Annotated in this window: 22 protein-coding genes; 10 read left to right on the top strand and 12 right to left on the bottom strand. The window is 46.0% G+C overall.

All coding sequences use genetic code 11. From position 1 onward, the window contains the following. Both LSG34_RS14745 and LSG34_RS14740 read right to left on the bottom strand, forming a co-directional pair. The gene (locus LSG34_RS14745; protein WP_233009852.1) at positions 1 to 258 is read right to left on the bottom strand and encodes a YheU family protein; all 258 of its coding nucleotides are present in this window, start codon (positions 256 to 258) and stop codon (positions 1 to 3) included. After that, positions 258 to 1,265 carry a hydrolase gene (locus LSG34_RS14740; RefSeq protein ID WP_233009851.1) on the bottom strand — a complete coding sequence of 336 codons (1,008 nt, stop codon included), beginning with the start codon at positions 1,263 to 1,265 and terminating at the stop codon, positions 258 to 260. The genes LSG34_RS14745 and LSG34_RS14740 overlap by 1 nt, the downstream gene beginning before the upstream one ends. A gap of 58 nt (positions 1,266 to 1,323) precedes the next feature. Between LSG34_RS14740 and LSG34_RS14735 the strand changes: the two genes are divergently transcribed. The 4 genes from LSG34_RS14735 to LSG34_RS14720 all read left to right on the top strand — a co-directional run bounded on the left by LSG34_RS14735 (position 1,324) and on the right by LSG34_RS14720 (position 4,181). Further along, positions 1,324 to 1,821, top strand: a complete 498-nt coding sequence (locus LSG34_RS14735) for a hypothetical protein (protein WP_233009850.1) — start codon at positions 1,324 to 1,326, stop codon at positions 1,819 to 1,821. Then, on the top strand, positions 1,818 to 3,395 hold the full coding sequence (locus LSG34_RS14730; protein ID WP_233009849.1) for a GMC family oxidoreductase: 1,578 nt from the start codon (positions 1,818 to 1,820) through the stop codon (positions 3,393 to 3,395). Before LSG34_RS14735 ends, LSG34_RS14730 begins: the two co-directional genes overlap by 4 nt. Before the next feature lie 247 nt (positions 3,396 to 3,642). Next, positions 3,643 to 3,858 carry a hypothetical protein gene (locus tag LSG34_RS14725; RefSeq protein ID WP_233009848.1) on the top strand — a complete coding sequence of 72 codons (216 nt, stop codon included), beginning with the start codon at positions 3,643 to 3,645 and terminating at the stop codon, positions 3,856 to 3,858. Positions 3,859 to 3,887: 29 nt separating this feature from the next. Beyond that, entirely contained in the window at positions 3,888 to 4,181 is a 294-nt protein-coding gene (locus LSG34_RS14720) for a hypothetical protein (RefSeq protein WP_233009847.1), read from the top strand. A gap of 21 nt (positions 4,182 to 4,202) precedes the next feature. Here the strand turns inward: LSG34_RS14720 and LSG34_RS14715 are convergent, their stop codons facing one another. From LSG34_RS14715 to LSG34_RS14705, 3 genes are all read right to left on the bottom strand, one after another. Next, a complete protein-coding gene (locus tag LSG34_RS14715) occupies positions 4,203 to 4,331 on the bottom strand; it encodes a DUF3149 domain-containing protein (protein ID WP_127019393.1) in 129 nt (42 codons plus the stop codon). A gap of 82 nt (positions 4,332 to 4,413) precedes the next feature. Continuing rightward, entirely contained in the window at positions 4,414 to 4,923 is a 510-nt protein-coding gene (locus LSG34_RS14710) for a TIGR02444 family protein (RefSeq protein WP_233009846.1), read from the bottom strand. Then, positions 4,895 to 6,808: an ABC transporter ATP-binding protein gene (locus tag LSG34_RS14705; protein ID WP_233009845.1), complete on the bottom strand. Its 1,914-nt coding sequence runs from the start codon at positions 6,806 to 6,808 to the stop codon at positions 4,895 to 4,897. Before LSG34_RS14705 ends, LSG34_RS14710 begins: the two co-directional genes overlap by 29 nt. Before the next feature lie 110 nt (positions 6,809 to 6,918). On the opposite strand from LSG34_RS14705, the gene LSG34_RS14700 reads away from it, so the two are divergent. Next, a complete protein-coding gene (locus tag LSG34_RS14700) occupies positions 6,919 to 7,125 on the top strand; it encodes a YheV family putative zinc ribbon protein (protein WP_233009844.1) in 207 nt (68 codons plus the stop codon). Between the two features lie 9 nt (positions 7,126 to 7,134). On the opposite strand, the gene LSG34_RS14695 is transcribed toward LSG34_RS14700, so the two are convergent. Further along, positions 7,135 to 7,359 (bottom strand): SlyX family protein, encoded by a 225-nt coding sequence (locus LSG34_RS14695; RefSeq protein WP_233009843.1) that lies wholly within the window; start codon positions 7,357 to 7,359, stop codon positions 7,135 to 7,137. Next, complete coding sequence (locus LSG34_RS14690; protein WP_233009842.1) at positions 7,356 to 8,339, bottom strand: WD40 repeat domain-containing protein; 984 nt, start codon at positions 8,337 to 8,339, stop codon at positions 7,356 to 7,358. Before LSG34_RS14690 ends, LSG34_RS14695 begins: the two co-directional genes overlap by 4 nt. 96 nt (positions 8,340 to 8,435) lie before the next feature. Between LSG34_RS14690 and LSG34_RS14685 the strand changes: the two genes are divergently transcribed. Beyond that, positions 8,436 to 9,194 (top strand): FKBP-type peptidyl-prolyl cis-trans isomerase, encoded by a 759-nt coding sequence (locus tag LSG34_RS14685; protein ID WP_233009841.1) that lies wholly within the window; start codon positions 8,436 to 8,438, stop codon positions 9,192 to 9,194. A 74-nt stretch (positions 9,195 to 9,268) separates the two neighbouring features. On the opposite strand, the gene rsd is transcribed toward LSG34_RS14685, so the two are convergent. Continuing rightward, positions 9,269 to 9,754: a sigma D regulator gene (rsd, locus tag LSG34_RS14680; RefSeq protein WP_233009840.1), complete on the bottom strand. Its 486-nt coding sequence runs from the start codon at positions 9,752 to 9,754 to the stop codon at positions 9,269 to 9,271. A 149-nt stretch (positions 9,755 to 9,903) separates the two neighbouring features. Here rsd and nudC point away from each other — a divergent pair, with 149 nt between their 5' ends. Beyond that, entirely contained in the window at positions 9,904 to 10,704 is an 801-nt protein-coding gene (nudC, locus tag LSG34_RS14675; protein ID WP_233009839.1) for an NAD(+) diphosphatase, read from the top strand. 627 nt (positions 10,705 to 11,331) lie between these two features. Beyond that, entirely contained in the window at positions 11,332 to 12,417 is a 1,086-nt protein-coding gene (gene hemE / locus LSG34_RS14670) for a uroporphyrinogen decarboxylase (protein ID WP_269822917.1), read from the top strand. A 64-nt stretch (positions 12,418 to 12,481) separates the two neighbouring features. Here hemE and sthA read toward each other — a convergent pair whose 3' ends face one another. Both sthA and LSG34_RS14660 read right to left on the bottom strand, forming a co-directional pair. Beyond that, on the bottom strand, positions 12,482 to 13,897 hold the full coding sequence (sthA, locus tag LSG34_RS14665; RefSeq protein WP_233009837.1) for a Si-specific NAD(P)(+) transhydrogenase: 1,416 nt from the start codon (positions 13,895 to 13,897) through the stop codon (positions 12,482 to 12,484). Positions 13,898 to 14,004: 107 nt separating this feature from the next. Next, positions 14,005 to 15,123, bottom strand: a complete 1,119-nt coding sequence (locus LSG34_RS14660) for an acyl-CoA desaturase (RefSeq protein ID WP_233009836.1) — start codon at positions 15,121 to 15,123, stop codon at positions 14,005 to 14,007. A 96-nt stretch (positions 15,124 to 15,219) separates the two neighbouring features. Between LSG34_RS14660 and fabR the strand changes: the two genes are divergently transcribed. Next, positions 15,220 to 15,837 (top strand): HTH-type transcriptional repressor FabR, encoded by a 618-nt coding sequence (gene fabR / locus LSG34_RS14655; protein WP_233009835.1) that lies wholly within the window; start codon positions 15,220 to 15,222, stop codon positions 15,835 to 15,837. Here the strand turns inward: fabR and trmA are convergent. Further along, entirely contained in the window at positions 15,834 to 16,928 is a 1,095-nt protein-coding gene (gene trmA / locus LSG34_RS14650) for a tRNA (uridine(54)-C5)-methyltransferase TrmA (RefSeq protein WP_233009834.1), read from the bottom strand. The two genes, fabR and trmA, sit on opposite strands and share 4 nt — an antisense overlap. 168 nt (positions 16,929 to 17,096) lie before the next feature. Here trmA and murI point away from each other — a divergent pair, with 168 nt between their 5' ends. Beyond that, positions 17,097 to 17,885, top strand: coding sequence for a glutamate racemase (murI, locus tag LSG34_RS14645; protein WP_233009833.1), 789 nt, complete (start codon positions 17,097 to 17,099; stop codon positions 17,883 to 17,885). 1 nt (position 17,886) lies between these two features. On the opposite strand, the gene LSG34_RS14640 is transcribed toward murI, so the two are convergent. Next, a complete protein-coding gene (locus tag LSG34_RS14640) occupies positions 17,887 to 18,378 on the bottom strand; it encodes an RNA recognition motif domain-containing protein (protein ID WP_233009832.1) in 492 nt (163 codons plus the stop codon). Positions 18,379 to 18,634: the final 256 nt, after the last annotated feature.

Raw genomic sequence — 18,634 nt, 5'->3', positions numbered from 1 at the left:
TCAGAAGGAATCGCTCTCAATCTCGCCTTGTTTAACCAGTTGTCGCCACTGCTGTTTGGTGATGATGTCCACACTCTCGTGCAACTCTGAATACAAAATCACCAGCTGATCCGCTTGCAACTGGCTTTTCACCTGGGCCACTTTATCGCTCAGGCTAATGTCCTGCTCACCATATTCAGTACCTTCACGTAATACAAAAGCTTCGATCAGGCCTTCCAGCGTGTCTGTGGATAATTCTTGGTATGGGATCAATAACATCAGTATTTTCCTAAAAATTGTGCAAGGTAAGGGGGCAGCTGTTGCTCCAGATAATACTCCGCTTTAAAAGGCATGTTGCCTGTAACAAAACCAACATGACCGCCATGGCGGGATAATAATAGCTGCACATAAGGGGGGACCTCATCAGCTTTAGGTAAGACTGCTGGTGATAAAAATGGATCATCTTTAGCATGCACCAATAACAGCGGCACACGCACTTGCTTTAAATAAGCTTTGCCGCTGGATTTTTGGTAATAGTCATCGGCATTCTGAAAGCCATGCAGCGGCGCTGTCAGTAAGTCGTCGAAGTCGCGGATGGTTTTTAATGCCAGAATTTGAGCTTTGCTAACAGGCAGAGGAAAATCTCTGTGTCGGTCCAGTTTACGCATCATCGTAGCTTTGAGCCGTCCCAACAGGTACTGCTGATACACTTTGCTGCCGCCCTGATTAATACGCTGTGCGCTTGGCGCTAAAGCCAGAGGCGCTGATACAGCCACAGCAGCTTTTAACACACATTGTGCCCCTTGTTCACCGCAATACTTCACCAACACATTGCCGCCCAGTGAAAAGCCAACAGCAGCCAGCTCACGGCCTGGATAACGTAGCTGAATCTGAGCTATCAAATAGGCCAGATCGGCGGTATCACCGGAATGGTAAGCGCGGGGCAGCCTGTTGGCGACACCGTTGCAGCCGCGAAAATGCATCAGCACTGCAATAAAACCCTGTCGCTGCAGGGCATGCAACATACCAGCTGCATAGTGACTATGGATATTGCCCTCCAGACCATGCAACACCACCACAATAGGTTTAGCTACGGCCTGCTCCGGGTTTTCTGTCCAGTTGAGCTGGATATGATCGCCATCGGGTAATGCCAGCATTTCTGTGTCTGTCGCCAAAGCGCGACGTGGAGCCAGATACTTAGCCACTATGGTTTGCAGATGGCAGTTACGCAGCCACCATGCTGGTTTAAAAACCGGGGGAAGTTTTACAATTTCAGGGGCTTGCAAAATCAACAATCCTACTTAACAATCAAAGTCACTTTCTTCTGGCCGGACCACAATAACAATGAACAGACGCCAGTTTATTTTCCGCTCGCTTGCTCTTACCCTGGCTGCCAGCACAGGCTACGCAGTATATCAGTATCAAAGTCTGCAAGGCAGTGACAATGCGGCTGTTCTGGTGCTGGATGCGTTATTGCCAGCGGTGTTGATGGGGGCTTTGCCAGCAGAGGCCACAGCACAACAGTTATCACTGCAACAAAGCCGTGACGCTGTGCTGGAGTTTCTGGCCTATTTGCCTCAAAGCCAGCAGCAACAGTTAAACCAATTGTTTCAGTTACTGCAGCAGGATTTAGCCCGACTGGCATTAACAGGTCAGTGGTTGCAGCTGGCCGATTTGCCGCTATCACAGCGTCTGGATTTGTTATTAAGCTGGCGCGACAGTTACTTTTCTTTATTGCAACAAGCCTTTAGCGGGTTGCGTGAACTGATGTACGGTGCTTTTTATGGCCAGCCGCAGCATTGGCACGCATTGGGTTACAGCGCGCCGGAGTTTAACCCATGAAAAACCTGATTGCCGATGGCGTATCTTCAGGCTGGTCTTATCTGGACGCTTCCACTTTAACTGCTGACAGACAATTTGAAGCCGATGTGGTGATAGTGGGTTCTGGCGCCGGTGGTGCTATGGCCGCTGAACAGCTGAGTCTTGCTGGATTCAAAGTGATTTTGCTGGAAATGGGCGCTTTGTATGAAGGCAAAGACTTTCAGCAGCAGGAGCGCTGGGCTTACCCTGCTTTGTATCAGGACGGTGCTGGCCGTAAAACTTTGGATCAAAGTATAGGTATATTGCAGGGTCGTGCTGTAGGGGGCTCTACTACGGTCAACTGGACGACTTCCATTCGCACACCTGAAAAAACACTGGATTACTGGCGCGCTGAATTTGGCACAGGCTTTACCTCAGACAATTTAGCTCCTTATTTTCAGCAAGCCGAGCAAAGGTTGAGTATTCACCCCTGGCCTGTACCACCCAATGCCAATAACGACAAGCTCCGTCAGGGCTGTGAGGCTTTGGGCTGGCAATACACAGTGATCAACCGCAATGTCAGCGGCTGCGCTAACCTGGGCTACTGCGGTATGGGTTGCCCTATCAATGCCAAGCAGTCGATGTTGGTTAGTAGCATTCCATCTGCGATGCAAGCCGGTGCTATGCTGATTAGCCGGGTATCGGCGCGTGAGCTGGTATGGCAAGGCGGGCAAGTGCAATCCTTGGTGGCTGTGCCTGTGGACCCGTATTTTCAGCCTGATTTCAACATAAAACTTAGCTTTAAAGCCAAACATTACATAGTGGCTGCAGGAGCTATAGGCTCACCTGCTTTGCTGCTGCGCTCCAAAGTACCTAATCCCTCTGGCCGTTTAGGTAAGCATACTTACCTGCATCCCAGCGCGATTTCCGGTGCTTTGTTTGAAGACACTATAGCGGGTCACAGTGGGGCCCCACAGTCGATTTATTCTGACCACTTTGTCTGGCCTTCAAACGGACAGATAGGCTTTAAATTAGAGGTTCCGCCATTACACCCTGTGTTAATGGCTACTAAACTGACGGGTGTTGCTCAGTCTCATGCTGCCTTAATGCAGCAGTTTAATCAGTTGCAGGTGGTGATTGCATTACTGCGGGATGGTTTTCATCCGGATAGTCAGGGCGGTACTGTGCTGCTATCAGATAACGGTGAGCCTGTGCTGGATTACCCCATTTCTGATTATCTATGGCAAGGCGTACAAAAGGCTTATCTGGCGATGGCCGAACTGCAGTTTGCCGCTGGAGCTAAGTCGGTACTCCCTATTCATCAGGATGCTCAGCTTTATTCCAGCTGGGGACAAGCCCGCGAAGCTATTAAAGTTTTACCACTACAAAAATACAGAGCTACTCTGGCATCAGCCCATGTGATGGGAGGTTGTAATATGAGTGCTGACCCTGCGAAAGGGGTGGTGAACCAGCAAGGCCGCCATCATCAATTGGAAAACCTGTCTGTGTTTGATGGTTCTGTGTTGCCTTCTAGCCTGGGAGCCAATCCTCAGTTGACGATTTATGCTTTAAGCTTACGAAATGTAAAGGTTTTAATAAAAGAGCTTGGGGAATAAACCGGTAGGTGTGGTCTTGGTCAATCAGACGTTATCTTTGGCAACAAAAGTCTACAAATCTTCGTTTTGTTCCTATTTGTTTTCTGCCAAGCACTGGAAGAATTTTTGGTTTTGTTTATATTTTGTTAATTAAGTGCGCACCAATTCCATGCTAGTCATTTAGAAGATGTCCAGCATCGAAACGGGATGTTGTTTTGTCGTTTCCCTCCCTATGTTTAATGAAATCGTGATCTCAAGGAGAACTGTCATGAAAGAATTAACTGTGAGTGAAATACAAGAGGTTAACGGTGGCGGCGCAGGAGAATCTGCGGCAGCTTTTGGCTTGGGAATGGGTATTGGAGCCGCTGTTTATGGCACTAAATTTGCCAGCCTCGGTGTTGCTGCCGCCTTTGCTTTATCGCCTGTAGGGGGTATTGCGATGTTAGGACTATCTTTTTATGCAGGATATATCTTATTGAGATAGGACCGCATCTTGTGAAACTCGGAGGTGCTATGGATAAAGAGCACTGTGATATGTTTGTGCTATTTTGCTTACTTCTTTATATCTATTGGAATACACAAGTGTGTGAAGAAGTAGATAGTAAGCATTTAGCTATGAGACGTTCCCGAAAGGAGTCTGAGCCGGATATAATTGCTGAGGAAGACAAAATTCTTCGGGAAAAGGCATTACGGCGTAAGTACAAGACGATTGCTGAATACAGAGCTAAATACCATGTTAGTGCCAGCTGTGCTCAGGATATAATCGACGATATTTTAAACGATGATAACAAAGCGCAGTCTCAGTGACTGCGCTTTGTTGATCAAAAATCACTCCGCATGCGAAGTTTTATATAAGAAATAGCCAGCGTAAAAAAGGCATAAGCCAATCACTAAAGCCAGGCCGGTGAATGAGAAAAAGATCACCGGATCTTTCAGAAACTCTTGCCATATATTCATGATCATATCCTCGCTATTTGCTGATGCTTGTAGTGTAGAAGCGTCAGCGGAAGCAAAGCCTGATATAGATCAAAGTTGGATTTTAGAAGCCTTCCAACTGCTGGCTTTGTTGATACAGATCAAGAATTTCAGCATCCAACTGTTCAACTGGTGCGTTAATCAGTAATAAATAATGGTCAAGCAACTGGCTGTAGGGCAAGACATCGTCACTCACGCCCAATTGGTTAAACTGCTGTACCAGCAATTGCTGCTCCAGTTTTTCTGCTGCCAATTCCGTGCTCAGCAATTGCTGACGTAAAGGCTGTTGCATATCCGACTGTAGCCATGGAGAGGGCAAGGTGCGGCGCAAAGCACGAATAGACTGAGTGACCTCAGTGCTGAAATGCTTGAGCAAGTCTTCCAGTTGCTGCAGCTGAGCTTCACTTAAACTTTGCTGCTGTTTGTCCAGATACAGCAAAAACAACAACAGGTTAATGTTCACGCCAAAGTTGTCCTGCCATTGCAGACTCAAGTCTTTAATGGCCGGATACAAACTCAGGCTGTACAACCAGAATTGTTCAGAATTAAGAGTTTTTTTGCCAGAATTCTGCACTTTGTTGCTCCCATGCTTCCTGAGCTTCGAACCATTGTTCTTCCACTTCAGATAATTCCTTTTGGACTTTTTGTTGCTCAGCCAATGTTTTAGTCAGCTCCGCTTTGCGAATCGCATCGTATATACCGGCATCAGCCAGGGCAGTTTCAATCTGCTGTTGTTGCTGGTGCAGTTTTTCTTGTTGCTGCTCCAGCTTTTCAATTTTTTGCTTTAACGGTCGTTGCAACGTACGCAGTTCTGCTTCCAGTCGTTTTTGGTCTTTACGATTTTGTGCACTGTTTGCAGTGACTGTTTCTTCAGAAGTCGATGCTGCATTGCTGGCACGCTGATCTTGCTGCAACCACTGATAATAATCTGATAAATCACCGGCAAAAGGCGCTACTTTGCCATGGGCTACCAGATAAAACTCATCTGTAGTGCTACTGAGTAAATGGCGGTCATGCGACACCACCACAATAGCGCCTTCGAAACTTTGTAAAGCCATCACTATGGCTTCACGCATGTCCAGGTCTAAGTGGTTGGTTGGCTCATCCAATAACAGCAGGTTAGGGCGCTGATACACAAGCAGAGCCAATACCAGACGGGCTTTTTCACCTCCGGAAAAAGGCGCACAGGCAGCTAATGCTTTATCGCCATGAAAACCAAATCCACCAATATAATCCCGCAGTTGTTGTTCTGTCGCATCTGGCGCCAAACGCACTAAATGCTGTAACGGCGAATCCTGCGGTCTTAAGGTTTCCAGCTGGTGCTGAGCGAAATAACCAATACTAACGCCATTGGCGTACCAAATCTCACCGGCTTGGGGTGTTAAAGAGCCGGATAACATTTTGATCAGCGTCGATTTACCAGCGCCGTTACGGCCTAATAAACCTATACGGCTGCCTGGCAGCAACTGAAAGTTAATCTGCTGCAAAATAGGGGTATCGCCATAACCTGCTTTGACGTTTTCCATTTTCAAAAGCGGGTTGGGTAAAGAACGTGGGTCTAAAAATTCGAACTGAAAAGGCGAATCGGCATGAGCAGGTGCCAGCAACGTCATACGTTCCAGCGCTTTGATCCGGCTTTGTGCCTGTTTAGCTTTAGTGGCCTGAGCGCGGAAACGGTCAATATACTTTTGCAGGTGCGCGACCTGACGTTGTTGTTTTTCAAACATCGACTGATGTTGCGACAAATGTTCAGCGCGCTGACGTTCAAACTGGCTGTAGTTGCCTTTGTATAATGTCAAAGTCTGATTGTCGATATGTACCGTATTATCAATCACAGCATCCAGAAAATCGCGGTCGTGGCTGATCAGTAACAAAGTGCCGGTAAAGGATGCCAGGTATTTTTCCAGCCAAAGCACAGCGTCTAAATCTAAGTGGTTGGTGGGTTCATCCAATAACAACAATTCGGCCGGTTGCATCAGAGCTTTCGCCAGATTTAAACGCATACGCCAGCCACCGGAAAACGATTTCACGCTTTGTTGTTGTGCGGCACCACTAAAGCCCAGGCCATCTAATAAAATACCGGCTTTGGCTTCGGCTCTGTAGCCGTCTAAAGCATCAATCTGATGATGCACAGCTGCTAAATCGACACTGCCATCGGTAATTTTTAACTGCTGTAACAATGGATAGAGTTTTTCGTCGCCCTGCAGCACATAATCCATGGCTGACATATCCAGCGCCGGTGTTTCCTGAGCCACAGTGGAGATAGTCCAACTGGATGGAATAGCGACAGAACCTGCGTCAGGTTGCAGCTTTTGTTGCAGCAAAGCAAAAAGACTGGATTTGCCGCAACCGTTAGCGCCAATTATTCCGACCTTTTGCCCCGGAAATACGGTAAGATCGGCCTGTTGCAGTAAGCAATTGATACCGCGTCGCAGTTCGACGTTTTGCAGTTGGATCATGGTGTTTTAGCCCGGACGAAAATTGGTTGCTACTCTAATCGCAAAGTGGCGACAAACCAAGAGTGAATGCGGTATTGATGCGATAAAAGCCCGGTTTGGAGAGTAAAAATATGACAGACAGAAAGAAAAAACGCTTTATTGCAGGTGCAACCTGTCCGCAGTGCAAAGCCATGGACACCTTGATGTTGTTTGTTGAGAACAATGTTGAAAAAGTAGAATGTGTGGAGTGTGGCCATCATATGGCTCAACCTGAACAGCAGGTAGCAAAAGCTTCGCGTGCTACTGAGCAGGTCATAGGTGTTTTCAAACCTGAATAATCAGGGAAATTAATAATGCGGCGGTGGTGGCTCTTCGTCTACACGTAATATGCCACTGTCGTTGCCCTTGCTGATCTTCTCCGCCAACAGCATCACCTGACGTTGCAGTTTTTCGATACTTTTCTGGTGTTCGTGCAACTCGTCATTCAGGGTTTGCACCACATCTTCCTGAAAAGCAAGTTTGCTCTCCAGATCTATAAGCTGTTGCTGTAGTTCTATTACTTTTTCCGTCATTGTTTAATCTCCCATACTTCGGCTACGCCACTGGAACTTTCACTGATAATCTGGCTGTCATTCAAAAATGCCACCGCATGGATCACAGCACTGGCTGGCCTGCTATTGAGAATAGCTCTGACTTGCCACTGCTGTAATTTTTTCCCTGTCGCCACATCCCATAAAATTAAGGCTCTGGATGGAGAACCTGTTACCAGCCACTTACCGTTTGGGCTAAAGCGGGCGGCAGTAATAATTTGAGCTCTGGATAATTCCAACTGGCTGATTTGTTTACCTGTTTTTAGATCCCAGATAAAACCCTGCAGTTCACTGCCAGCACTAAAGGCATAGCGACCTTGTTGATCAAGCGCCACCTTAGTGACACGGTTTGGGTGCGGAAAACTATAAATAATCTGCGCCGTTTCCGTATCCCAAAGATAGGCATAATGATCATTGGAGCCTGTTAACGCAAAACGGCCATTGGCGGACATGTCGACTGAGTTGACGTTTTCGGTGTGGCCTAAAAATTCAATACGACGACCTGAACTTAAGGTGATATGTTGCACTTTGCCGTCGCTTTGGCCTACCAGCATATGACGGCCAAAATCAGACACGGCTAAATCTCGGATCGTAGCGTCTTTCACTGACCAAAAACCAATGTTCCGGCCATCATTCATTTGCCACAACGCAAAGTCTTTGCTGTCACCTGTTAATAAGTGACTGCCATCAGGGCTTAATGACAAAGATAAAATCTGATTATCACTTTTTTCCTGATGACCGAGTGAGTACAAAGCTGTATCTTTTTGCAGGTCCCAGACGGTAACGCCTTCATCCAAAGCAGACACTGCAACCAGGGTTGAGTTGTCATTAATAGCCGCACCATAAGAGGGCGTTTCACTGTGCTGCATTTGCCGCACAGATTTTGGTTGAACTTCTGAGCAGGCAAAGAGACAAAATGCCAGAAAAATCGTCAGATATTTACCGCTATGGGTTAACGTCATTAGCACAAACCGTTAGTATAGGGACGTTGCATAAAACCTTTAAACTTATTAAAACACAATTTTGCAGCCAAACCTGCTTATTTATTGGAGAAATACATGCGTTTATTAACTAAGGTGTCGCTGATTGCGGCTACCGTTTTAACTTTGTCTGCTTGTAACAAAGAAGCTGAGCAGCCAAAACCTTTGGTTTTAGATACAGATACTGCAAAACAATCTTATAGCTTAGGTGTATCTGCTGGTCGTTTTATCGACACTACCATTAAAGAGCATGAGAAGTTAGGTTTACCTTTGGCTTCAGAAACTATAGTACGTGGTATTCAGGATCAGTTGGCTGGTAAAGCTCAGCTGAATGAAGAAGAAGTACAGAAAGTGATGATGGCGCTGGAGCAAACAGCTCGTGAAAAACAAGTTGAAGTAGCTAAAGCTCAGGCTGAACAAAACGTTGCTGCTGGTAAAGCCTATTTAGAAACTAACGCGAAGAAAGAAGGCGTGAAAGTGACTGAATCAGGTTTACAGTACGAAGTAGTACAAGCTGCTGAGGGTCCAAAGCCAGCTGCCACTGACGTAGTTCGTGTGCACTACACTGGTACCCTGGTTGACGGTACTGAATTTGACAGTTCAAAAGAACGTGGTCCTGCTCAGTTCCCGTTAAACCAAGTGATCAAAGGCTGGACTGAAGGCGTTCAGTTGATGAGCGTTGGTTCTAAATTCAAATTCACTATCCCTAGCGATTTAGCTTACGGCGAACGTGATATGGGTACTATCCCTGCGAATAGCGTTTTAGTATTTGACGTTGAACTGTTAGGCATTGGCGAAGAAGCTCCTGCTGCAGAAGCTCCGGCTGAGAAGAAGTAATTCTTCACCCGATAAAAAAAGCGACCTTAAGGTCGCTTTTTTGCTTTTGTGATGACTATGGTAAATAAACTAACTCAGGCAGTGACGGCCTTGGAATATTTGTTATGTAACGTCTGGATCAATTCATCTTCAAAATCAAAACGTTCAACTAAAGCCTGGCCTAAAGTGGACAGATCGCGATCGAAGTTTTTCGATAAGGTTTTACCGTCAGCTTCAGCGTATTTGTCGTTAAACTCCAACGCCATATCAGTGGAGTGTGCTATTTTCGGATACAAAGAATCTGCCAACTGGCGGCTATCCTGACCATTGACGGCACATTGCGATACGATTTGTTCATAAACTTCAAAATGACCTGCGGATAAATAATCCATCAGCAGTTGGCAAAAGTGCTGAATATCAGCCAAATCCGGCAATGAATTCCCACTCTTCTTGTCAAAAGGAGGCAAGGCGGCCAGCTCACAATAGCGAACAATCAGGCGCTGCCTTTCATCCAGCCAGTTATCTATAGCTGTCAGGCTGCCACCCCATTTCTGCTGTGCCGACTCTAAACGGGTGTACATATACTTCCCCTTACTCAAATGACTTACTGCTCAGAACCTCTAATTAAAAGAATTCTCGGATAAAGATCAACTACTTTTTTATTGGTCAGCTCAGTCTTTGGCTCTATCATACGCTTGTTTTCACGAATAAGTGGTGGAGTAAAACAAAAATGATTAAGCACAATGTGCCCGCAGCAGCCGATTTGTATGGTCATTGGTTTATTGTCAGTCAGGGCAAAATCTGGCTGCATTCGGTTGATGCTGCTCCACCTCTGTGTCGTTACGACCAGTTACCTGAGTTCTTAGATGGTTCAGAACCCCTGTGTCTGGTCGGTGCCATTGATGGTGTGGATTGTTATCTGTTGAATTACACCGACAGACCTGAAGCAGAAGAGCAGTGGCACTCGGCCCGTGTTTTGTTGCAACAGCCTGCTGCCATTTTTGAACATGCAGCCAGAGCCTGTCAGGTCGCTTTGTTTTTGCAAACACACCGATACTGTGGTCAGTGTGGCAGTTCTATGCATCTGGTTAACTGGGAGCTAGCGGCCCTTTGCCACAAATGTGGTCACCGTTGTTACCCACGCATTAATCCTTGTGTGCTGATTGCTGTGGTCAATGACAAAAACCAACTGCTGTTAGCCCGCTCTGCGCGGCATAAAACGGGTTTCTTTTCTATTTTGGCCGGTTTTGTTGAGTCCGCAGAAACGCTGGAACAAGCTGCAGTGCGGGAAGTAAAAGAAGAGGTGGGCATTGATATCACCAATTTACGTTATATGGGCAGCCAACCCTGGCCTTTTCCGCATTCACTGATGACAGCTTTTATCGCCGACTATAAGTCAGGCGAGCTGGTATGCCAGCCGGACGAAATTGAGGAAGCTCATTGGTATGATCTGGATCAGTTACCGGAGGTACCAATGGTGGCAACCTTATCAGGCCAGGTGATTCAGTATATTGCGAAAGGCGGTCGATAATTGGCTGTTGCTTCATGGCTAGCTGCAAATAAAAAATCTTCTGGAAAGATTTTTAACAATGCGAAGCATTGGCCCGTAAGGGTGAACCCCATGGATGAGGAAATAAAAAATTATCGGGAGTAATTTTTAACAGCTTTAGCTGGCCCGATAGAGTTTGCGCCATGGATGGCAGTAAATAAAAAATCTTCTGGAAAGATTTTTAACAATGCGAAGCATTGGCCCGGCAGGGTGGACCCGATGGATGAGGAAATAAAAAATTATCGGGAGTAATTTTTAACAGCTTTAGCTGGCCCGATAGGGTTTGCGCCATGGATGGCAGCAAATAAAAAATCTTCTGGAAAGATTTTTAACAATGCGAAGCATTGGCCCGTAAGGGTGGCCCCCATGGATGGGGGAAATAAAAAAGCCACTAACGTGGCTTAAGGGAGGTGTAACTTACGTTACCAGGACTCGTTAAAACGAGTTTCTTTATTCTTGTTCTTTACTAGCGCAGGTAGTTTATAACAGATGTATTTTTGCAGGGCAACAGCTTTTTTCGGCTCTGGAAAAATAGCTTTTGGTAAAAAATAGTGACTGATCGGACATCAGTGATAAACTAGTGATAATTCAAAAGATGGCAGATGATAGATGCAACTAAAAAATGATCGTTATTTAAGGGCCTTGATGAAACAACCAGTTGACCGCACTCCGATATGGATGATGCGTCAGGCGGGTCGTTATCTTCCTGAATACAGAGCGACGCGAGCTATTGCCGGCGATTTCATGTCATTGTGCAAAAACCCTGAGCTGGCTTGTGAAGTCACTCTGCAGCCGTTAAAACGTTATCCTTTAGATGCTGCCATCTTATTTAGTGACATTTTAACAATCCCTGATGCTATGGGCATGGGATTGTACTTTGGCGAAGGTGAAGGCCCACGTTTTACCAAACAACTGACAGATTTTATGGATGTGATGCAGCTGCCTGTACCAGATCCGGAAGTTGAATTACGTTATGTGATGGACGCTGTGCGCACTATCCGTCGCGAACTAAACGGTGAAGTGCCGTTAATTGGCTTCTCCGGTAGTCCATGGACTCTTGCCACTTACATGTTTGAAGGCGGCAGCAGCAAAACCTTTTCGAAAATCAAAAAGCTGATGTACACAGAGCCAGAAGTGGTGCATATCCTGCTGGATAAATTGACGCAAAGTGTCATTTTGTATCTGAATGCGCAAATTGCGGCCGGTGCTCAGTCTGTGATGATTTTTGATACCTGGGGTGGTGTGTTAACTCCACACGATTACCGTGAGTTTTCATTAAGCTACATGCAGCAAATTGTATCTGGTTTAACCCGTTTTGCAGATGGTCGTCCAGTTCCTGTTACACTGTTTACCAAAAACGGTGGTTTATGGTTGGAAGAAATCGCAGCAACTGGATGTGATGGCGTAGGTTTAGACTGGACCATCGACATTCGTCATGCCCGTACTCGTATTGGCGATAAAGTGGCTTTACAGGGCAATATGGATCCTTCCATCCTGTTAGGTACCCCAGAGCGTATTCGTCAGGAAGTGCAGGCTATTCTGGACGGTTATGGTATGGGATCAGGCCACGTATTTAACCTCGGCCACGGTATTACTCCAGATGTCGATCCGGAAAAAGCCGGTGTATTTATTGATGCAGTGCATTCATTCAGCCGCACTTATCATATGAATACCGAGATTGCTGACGACGAGTAAATTCTCGCTGTGTTCAAAAACAAAAACGCCAGCTTCAATGCTGGCGTTTTTGTTTCAACATGGTTTAAAACAAACGGTTTAAACCATTCATAGCCGCGACCCGATAAGCTTCAGCCATAGTTGGGTAGTTAAAGGTGGTGTGCACGAAATACTCTATGGTATTACCACCATTTTTTTGCATCATAATAGCCTGGCCTATATGGACTATTTCTGCGGCCCTTTCACCAAAGCAGTGAATGCCCAAAATCTCTTTAGTGTCACGGTGAAACAACAGTTTCAGACTGCCTACACTGGTATTGGCAATCTGAGCCCGAGCCAGATGTTTAAACTGAGCCCGACCTACTTCATAAGGAACGCGGGCAGCCGTTAATTCTTGCTCGTTTTTACCCACAGAACTCATCTCAGGTATGGTGTAAATACCAACCGGAATATCATCAATCAGATAAGTGCTGCAGTTGCCATGAATAATGGAATTGGCGGCAATACGGCCCTGATCATAAGCGGCGCTGGCAAGGCTTGGGTAACCAATCACATCCCCCACGGCGTAAACGCTTGGGATTTCAGTCTGGTAGTTGTCATTGACCTTTAACTGGCCGCGACTATCTGCCTTTAAGCCAATGGCATTAAGGTTTAACTTGTCGGTGTTGCCGGTGCGGCCATTAGCAAACAAGATACAGTCGGCTTTCATTTTTTTGCCGGATTGCAGGTGCAAAATCACGCCATCATCACAGCCTTCAATCCGATCAAACTCCTCGCCATGACGAATAGTCACACCAGAGTTCCAGAAGTGGTAACTCAAGGCATCAGAAATTTCGGCATCCATAAAAGACAGCAACCTGTCTCTGGTATTGACCAAATCTACCCGCACGCCTAAACCACGGAAAATAGAAGCGTATTCACAACCAATCACGCCTGCACCAAAAATAATGATATGTCGCACATCATCTGTTAACGACAATATAGTGTCGCTGTCAAAAATACGGCTATGAGTAAAGTCGACATTTTGCGGGCGATAAGGGCGTGAACCTGTGGCCAGAATAATATGTTCGGCAGAGATAATCTGGTCCGGCGAGCCGTCCTGTTCTATGCGGATTTGGTGTGCGTCAACAAAAGAGGCATTACCCTGAAATACTTTGACTCTGTTGCGCTCATAAAAACTGCTGCGTAGCTGCACCTGCTTACGAATCACTCCAGCAGCGTGCTTTAAAATATGTGGGAAGGTGAGGTTAGAGGATTGATCATCCATCTGAAACAGCGGGTTTTCTTTGTATTCAATATAACGGCTGACCGAATGACGTAGTGCTTTGGAAGGAATTGTGCCCCAGTGCGTGCAACCGCCGCCGACTTGCTGGTGGCGTTCAATCACAGCCACAGTTTTGCCACTTTTCGCCAGATTCATGGCTGCACCTTCGCCGCCTGGACCTGTGCCTATAATAATTGCATCAAAATCATATGTTTTGCTTTGAGTTGCTTTGACCACGGGTTTTTCCTTCGCTGACTGCACTCTTTATATTTAATCAGAAATCCTGAATGAAAGGCGATAAAAAAGGCGGCAAATGCCACCTTTCGTCAGTTTTTATCAAATGCTTAAGCAAATTGAGCGGTTAGCTGCTGCCAGCGTTTTTGCTGCAGTTGCAGATTACGCCGTACTTCCAGCATTTGCTGTTTTAAATCAAATTCATTGTACTGTTGCATCAATTGTTGTTTTTTCTGTTGCAGCAGTACTTTCTTCACATCGTAATACGCATGCATTTTTTCTATCAGTAGCTCGTATTCATGCTCAAGACGTTGCATCACCAGTTCAGCGTCTGGCAAGTGCGACACTTTGGCCTGTGCACGTTTGAGTTGCATCTGCACTTTGGCTTTTTCGATACGATCCGGCGGACAGACCCGTAAATTGCGGGTTAAACCTAACCAGGAACAGCTTTTAATCAGCCATTTAGTTGGGTCAAATTGCCACCATTTAATGCCGTTGCGGTAATCGTATTCAAAAATATGGTGGAAGTTATGGTAACCCTCACCATAAGTTAAGAAAGCCAGTATGCCGTTATCCCGTGCGCTGTTCTGATCGGTGTAAGGCTGATTGCCCCAGATATGAGCTAAAGAGTTAATAAAAAACGTAAAATGGTGGCTCAGCACTAAACGTAAAACACCAACGCTTAATAACATGCCGATATAGCTATCGGTTAACCAGCCTAAAAACAGCGGGATACCAAAGTTGGTCGCGACAGTCAGTACCAGATAGTTTTTGTGTTGCCACATGACGATTTTATTGTTCTGTAAGTCGCGGGCATTGCTGTAATCAGCATAGGTATTGCTCTGGTATTCACGTAACATCCAACCAATATGGCTGAACCAAAACCCACGCTGTGCTGAGTAGGGGTCTTTATCGTTTTGGTCAACAAATTTATGGTGGACACGGTGATCGGAAGACCAGTGCAGAGCGCTGTTTTGCAGAGCAAAAGCACCACCTATGGCATAAAACCATTGTAAAGCAGGATGCGCATCATAAGTTTTGTGCGCCCAGAGTCTGTGGTAACCGGCGGTGATCGACATACCGCAATAACCCAAACATACAATAGTGGCAATAATCTCTGTCCAGGTAAAACCAACAGCTATGGCATACCAAGGCACCAGAATGGCGGCAACAAGAAAAGTGGACGCAAACAGAATTACGTTGGTCCAGATAATTGGGGGTTTATTCATTTTGGGAACTTTAGGCTTACAACTGTAAGCTAATTTAGCCGTGCAAAGTGGCAGGGTCAAGCGTTAAAATGAGCCAGAAGCAAAAAGGAGTGAGCCGTGACACGCGCCCAACAAAAAGAAAAAACCAGACGCGCTATTATAGATGCAGCTTTTCAGCAGCTTAGCGCTGATAAGGGCTACTCAAGTTTAAGTTTGCGTGAAGTAGCGCGCGAAGCAGGTATTGCACCAACTTCGTTTTACCGCCATTTTACCGATATGGATGAGCTTGGGCTCACTCTGGTTGATGAAGCCGGTCTGATGCTTCGACAGTTATTGCGCCAGGCCCGGCATCGCATTGAAGCTAATGGCAGCGTGATCCGCACCTCTATTGAAACCTTTATGGAATTTGTCACTGGCCACAGCAACGTATTTCGTTTGTTGCTGCGGGAGCGCTCAGGTACATCGGCAGCTTTTCGCAGTGCTGTAGCGCGGGAGATTTATCATTTTGGTGCTGAACTGGCGGATTATCTGCGCAAAGAAACGGATTGTCCGGCCGAACGTGCTCAAATGCAGGCGGAAGCTATGGTGATCTTAGTTTTTCATGCCGGGGCAGATGCGCTGGATGCAACGGCAGAGCAACGTAAACAAATTACCCAGCGCACTATTATGCAGTTGCGCTGGATGGCTCATGGTGCAGCTAGTTATGGCCGTAAAAGTCAGTTGTCACAAAGCTAGGGTGTCAGCTTGCGCAACCAGACACCAGATTCAATATGGTGGGTGTAAGGGAACTGGTCAAACAAAGCAAAAGCTTTGATTTCGTGGGTTTTACTCAGCTGCTGTAAGTTCTGCTCCAAAGTGACAGGATTACAGGAGATATAAATAATATCGTTAAACTGGCTGACAAAAGCTTCAGTTGCCGGATCCAAACCCGCCCGTGGCGGATCAACCAGAATAGTATCCAGCTGCAACTCTGATAAATCCAAGGTCTTTAACTGCTTGCCTGTGGCCATGGCCGCACTGACATCCTCAGCCGACATCTGCAACACCTGCAAATTCGTTACCTGGTTCATTTCGATATTCAGCTGTGCCGATTTAATTGAGCTGCGGGCAATCTCGGTAGCAACGACCTGACGGAAATAAGGCGTCAGGGCCAGCGAGAAGTTGCCGTTACCACAGTAGAGTTCCAGCAAGTCGCCTTTGAGCTGACTTGATATATCACAAGCCCACTCCAGCATCTGCTGATTCACTTTGGCATTTGGCTGGGTAAAGCTGTTTTCAATTTGCTGGTAACTTAAAGTGCGATCTTTCACCTTTAGCTTTTCAATAATATGGTCGCGATGCACTAATACTTTTTGTTTACGCGAGCGGCCAATAAAGTCCAGTGGCCATTGCTCTGCTAAATCAGCTTTTAATAAAGCGGCTTGTTCGGCCCAGTCGTCACTTAATGGTTTTTTATAAATAAGAGAAACCAACAGCTCGCCACTTAAACCACTCAGGTAGTCAATCTGATATAACTTGTTCCGCAGCGCCGGACGCTTTTTCAATTCTTCCAGCAGTACAGGCATAAAGTCAGCTATTTGTTTGCAGGCAACAGGGAAGTAATCAATGCGCTGTTTTTGTTTGGTTTCAGAATCAAACATAATGTGGAACAAATCGTCCCCTTCATGCCAGACCCGAAATTCAGCACGTTGACGATAATGGCTGGGTTCGGAGCGGAATAACTCTAACTCTGGCAAAGCATAGGATGCAAACAGCTGCTGTATGCCAGCTTGTTTTTCTGCCAGTTGAGTTTCATATAAATCCGGAAATACTTGCCCTAAAGCCATTGCCTGTCACCTGTTGTCGAAAAAGCGGCCTATTCTAAGGGCTTTTGCCTGAATGTCTATCAGCAAAAGCAAGCTGCAGATAAAAGTAGCAGAGCAACTGCCTTAGCGGGCGAATGTCTGGCAAAATAGCGCCAGAGCTTTTAAGACGGTTTTTTCAGAAGATATGGCATGCGCATAGGTTTTATCGACAGTGGAGTGGGTGGTCTTTCTATATTAGAAGCGGTGCGTGCTTTAGTGCCTGCGGATTACTTCTATATGATGGATAACAGATACCTGCCTTATGGCACTAAGTCTGAGCTATTTATCCGCCGGCGCTTAAAGCAACTGACCGAACATCTGCTGACTTATCAGGTGGATCTGATTGTTATCGCCTGCAACACTGCTACTACTCAGGCCGTTGATTGGTTACGCCAGCAGTTTGATTTGCCTTTTGTTGGTGTAGTACCCGCCATTAAACCTGCTGCTTTATATTGTGCTGGCGAAAAAATGGCATTGCTGGCCACTCCGGCCACAGTCAAAGGCCACTATATACAGAAGCTGGTCTCTGATTATGCTGGTCAGAGTCAGGTGCAATTGGTCGGCAGCAGTGAACTAGTGATGCTGGCGGAGCAAAAAGTCTGGACAGGTGCTGATGTAAAAGCAGAAGTGGCTCTGGTCATCAAAGACAGTGGCTTAAATGAGTTTGCGCCTAAAGCTATTATACTGGGCTGCACCCATTTTCCCTTTTTAGCTCAAGAGATCCGTTTGGCTTTTACGGACGCACCAAAGCTGTTTGATACCGCCGATGCGATAGCCAGACGAGTGCAACATTTAGCAGCAGCTTTCACTCCTCTATATAAAGAGAAGAGTCAGGATTGTTTTATTGCAACACAAGAACTGACAGAGCAGCAAAAAGGAAGAGTCAAACAGATGGGATTTGGCCAGCAGAGCTGCTGGCCAGATTTATATCAGGACTAACTTATTCGTCGTTATCATCACCGTCCTGACGTTCTTTGGCTTCACGCACTTTTAACGTACGCTCCTGGAACGCAAAGTCGTTTAACTTCTGGATCATCTTGTTGGCATCTTTTGCTGCCACTTCAACAAAACCAAAACCACGGCGACGACCCGTCTGGCGATCTTTCATCAAACGTACGTTGACGACTACACCAAACTTTTGGAACAACTCACGTACAGCATCTTCATTAGCACGGTAAGGTAAGTTACCTACATATAAAGTGGCAGTTTCACCGTCGTAGTTTGTTTTAGCTGCTGCAGGAGAACCTGTGCTTGCAATAGAGGCACCTTTGACTTCAACCAGAATAGGTACCAATACACCACCCAGCACTACACCTATGGTTACTAATACAGAAGCGCTTAAAGCAAGATCAGGGATTAACAGTAGAACCAGATAAACGATGATGGCTAAAGCCAGAGTAAAAGGTAAGGATCGTTGTAAATTAGCTAACATAAAGATTTCCTAAGTAATAAAGATGAAAGAGTCAGAGTAAATACATATAAATACTTAAAGCTCTTTCATATTAGCGACTAGTTCTTAAGCAGCCAACTACTAAATGCATGGTTACTGATATTGTTTTTGGAGCTATTTTGCCCATATTGACGGTTTAACCAGCAAACGATCGCCAAAGCCTCAAAAAACTAAGATTTGGTATTGCGCGCTGGCAAAAACTCCCTATAATGCGCGCCATGCCAACGGGGTTCTGGAT

The organism is Rheinheimera faecalis, assembly GCF_021290965.1.
Lineage (GTDB): Bacteria > Pseudomonadota > Gammaproteobacteria > Enterobacterales > Alteromonadaceae > Pararheinheimera > Pararheinheimera faecalis.
This window is presented reverse-complemented; position numbering and strand designations above follow the sequence as displayed.

Coding starts and splice junctions, on each gene's coding strand:
- LSG34_RS14730 (WP_233009849.1), top strand. CDS start 1,818: ATGAAAAACCTGATTGCCGATGGCGTATCTTCAGGCTGGTCTTATCTG.
- LSG34_RS14705 (WP_233009845.1), bottom strand. CDS start 6,808: ATGATCCAACTGCAAAACGTCGAACTGCGACGCGGTATCAATTGCTTA.
- LSG34_RS14735 (WP_233009850.1), top strand. CDS start 1,324: ATGAACAGACGCCAGTTTATTTTCCGCTCGCTTGCTCTTACCCTGGCT.
- LSG34_RS14720 (WP_233009847.1), top strand. CDS start 3,888: ATGGATAAAGAGCACTGTGATATGTTTGTGCTATTTTGCTTACTTCTT.
- LSG34_RS14690 (WP_233009842.1), bottom strand. CDS start 8,339: ATGACGTTAACCCATAGCGGTAAATATCTGACGATTTTTCTGGCATTT.
- LSG34_RS14700 (WP_233009844.1), top strand. CDS start 6,919: ATGACAGACAGAAAGAAAAAACGCTTTATTGCAGGTGCAACCTGTCCG.
- LSG34_RS14685 (WP_233009841.1), top strand. CDS start 8,436: ATGCGTTTATTAACTAAGGTGTCGCTGATTGCGGCTACCGTTTTAACT.
- rsd (WP_233009840.1), bottom strand. CDS start 9,754: ATGTACACCCGTTTAGAGTCGGCACAGCAGAAATGGGGTGGCAGCCTG.
- trmA (WP_233009834.1), bottom strand. CDS start 16,928: ATGGCTTTAGGGCAAGTATTTCCGGATTTATATGAAACTCAACTGGCA.
- LSG34_RS14745 (WP_233009852.1), bottom strand. CDS start 258: ATGTTATTGATCCCATACCAAGAATTATCCACAGACACGCTGGAAGGC.
- nudC (WP_233009839.1), top strand. CDS start 9,904: ATGATTAAGCACAATGTGCCCGCAGCAGCCGATTTGTATGGTCATTGG.
- LSG34_RS14725 (WP_233009848.1), top strand. CDS start 3,643: ATGAAAGAATTAACTGTGAGTGAAATACAAGAGGTTAACGGTGGCGGC.
- murI (WP_233009833.1), top strand. CDS start 17,097: ATGCGCATAGGTTTTATCGACAGTGGAGTGGGTGGTCTTTCTATATTA.
- LSG34_RS14715 (WP_127019393.1), bottom strand. CDS start 4,331: ATGAATATATGGCAAGAGTTTCTGAAAGATCCGGTGATCTTTTTCTCA.
- LSG34_RS14695 (WP_233009843.1), bottom strand. CDS start 7,359: ATGACGGAAAAAGTAATAGAACTACAGCAACAGCTTATAGATCTGGAG.
- LSG34_RS14660 (WP_233009836.1), bottom strand. CDS start 15,123: ATGAATAAACCCCCAATTATCTGGACCAACGTAATTCTGTTTGCGTCC.
- hemE (WP_269822917.1), top strand. CDS start 11,332: ATGCAACTAAAAAATGATCGTTATTTAAGGGCCTTGATGAAACAACCA.
- LSG34_RS14640 (WP_233009832.1), bottom strand. CDS start 18,378: ATGTTAGCTAATTTACAACGATCCTTACCTTTTACTCTGGCTTTAGCC.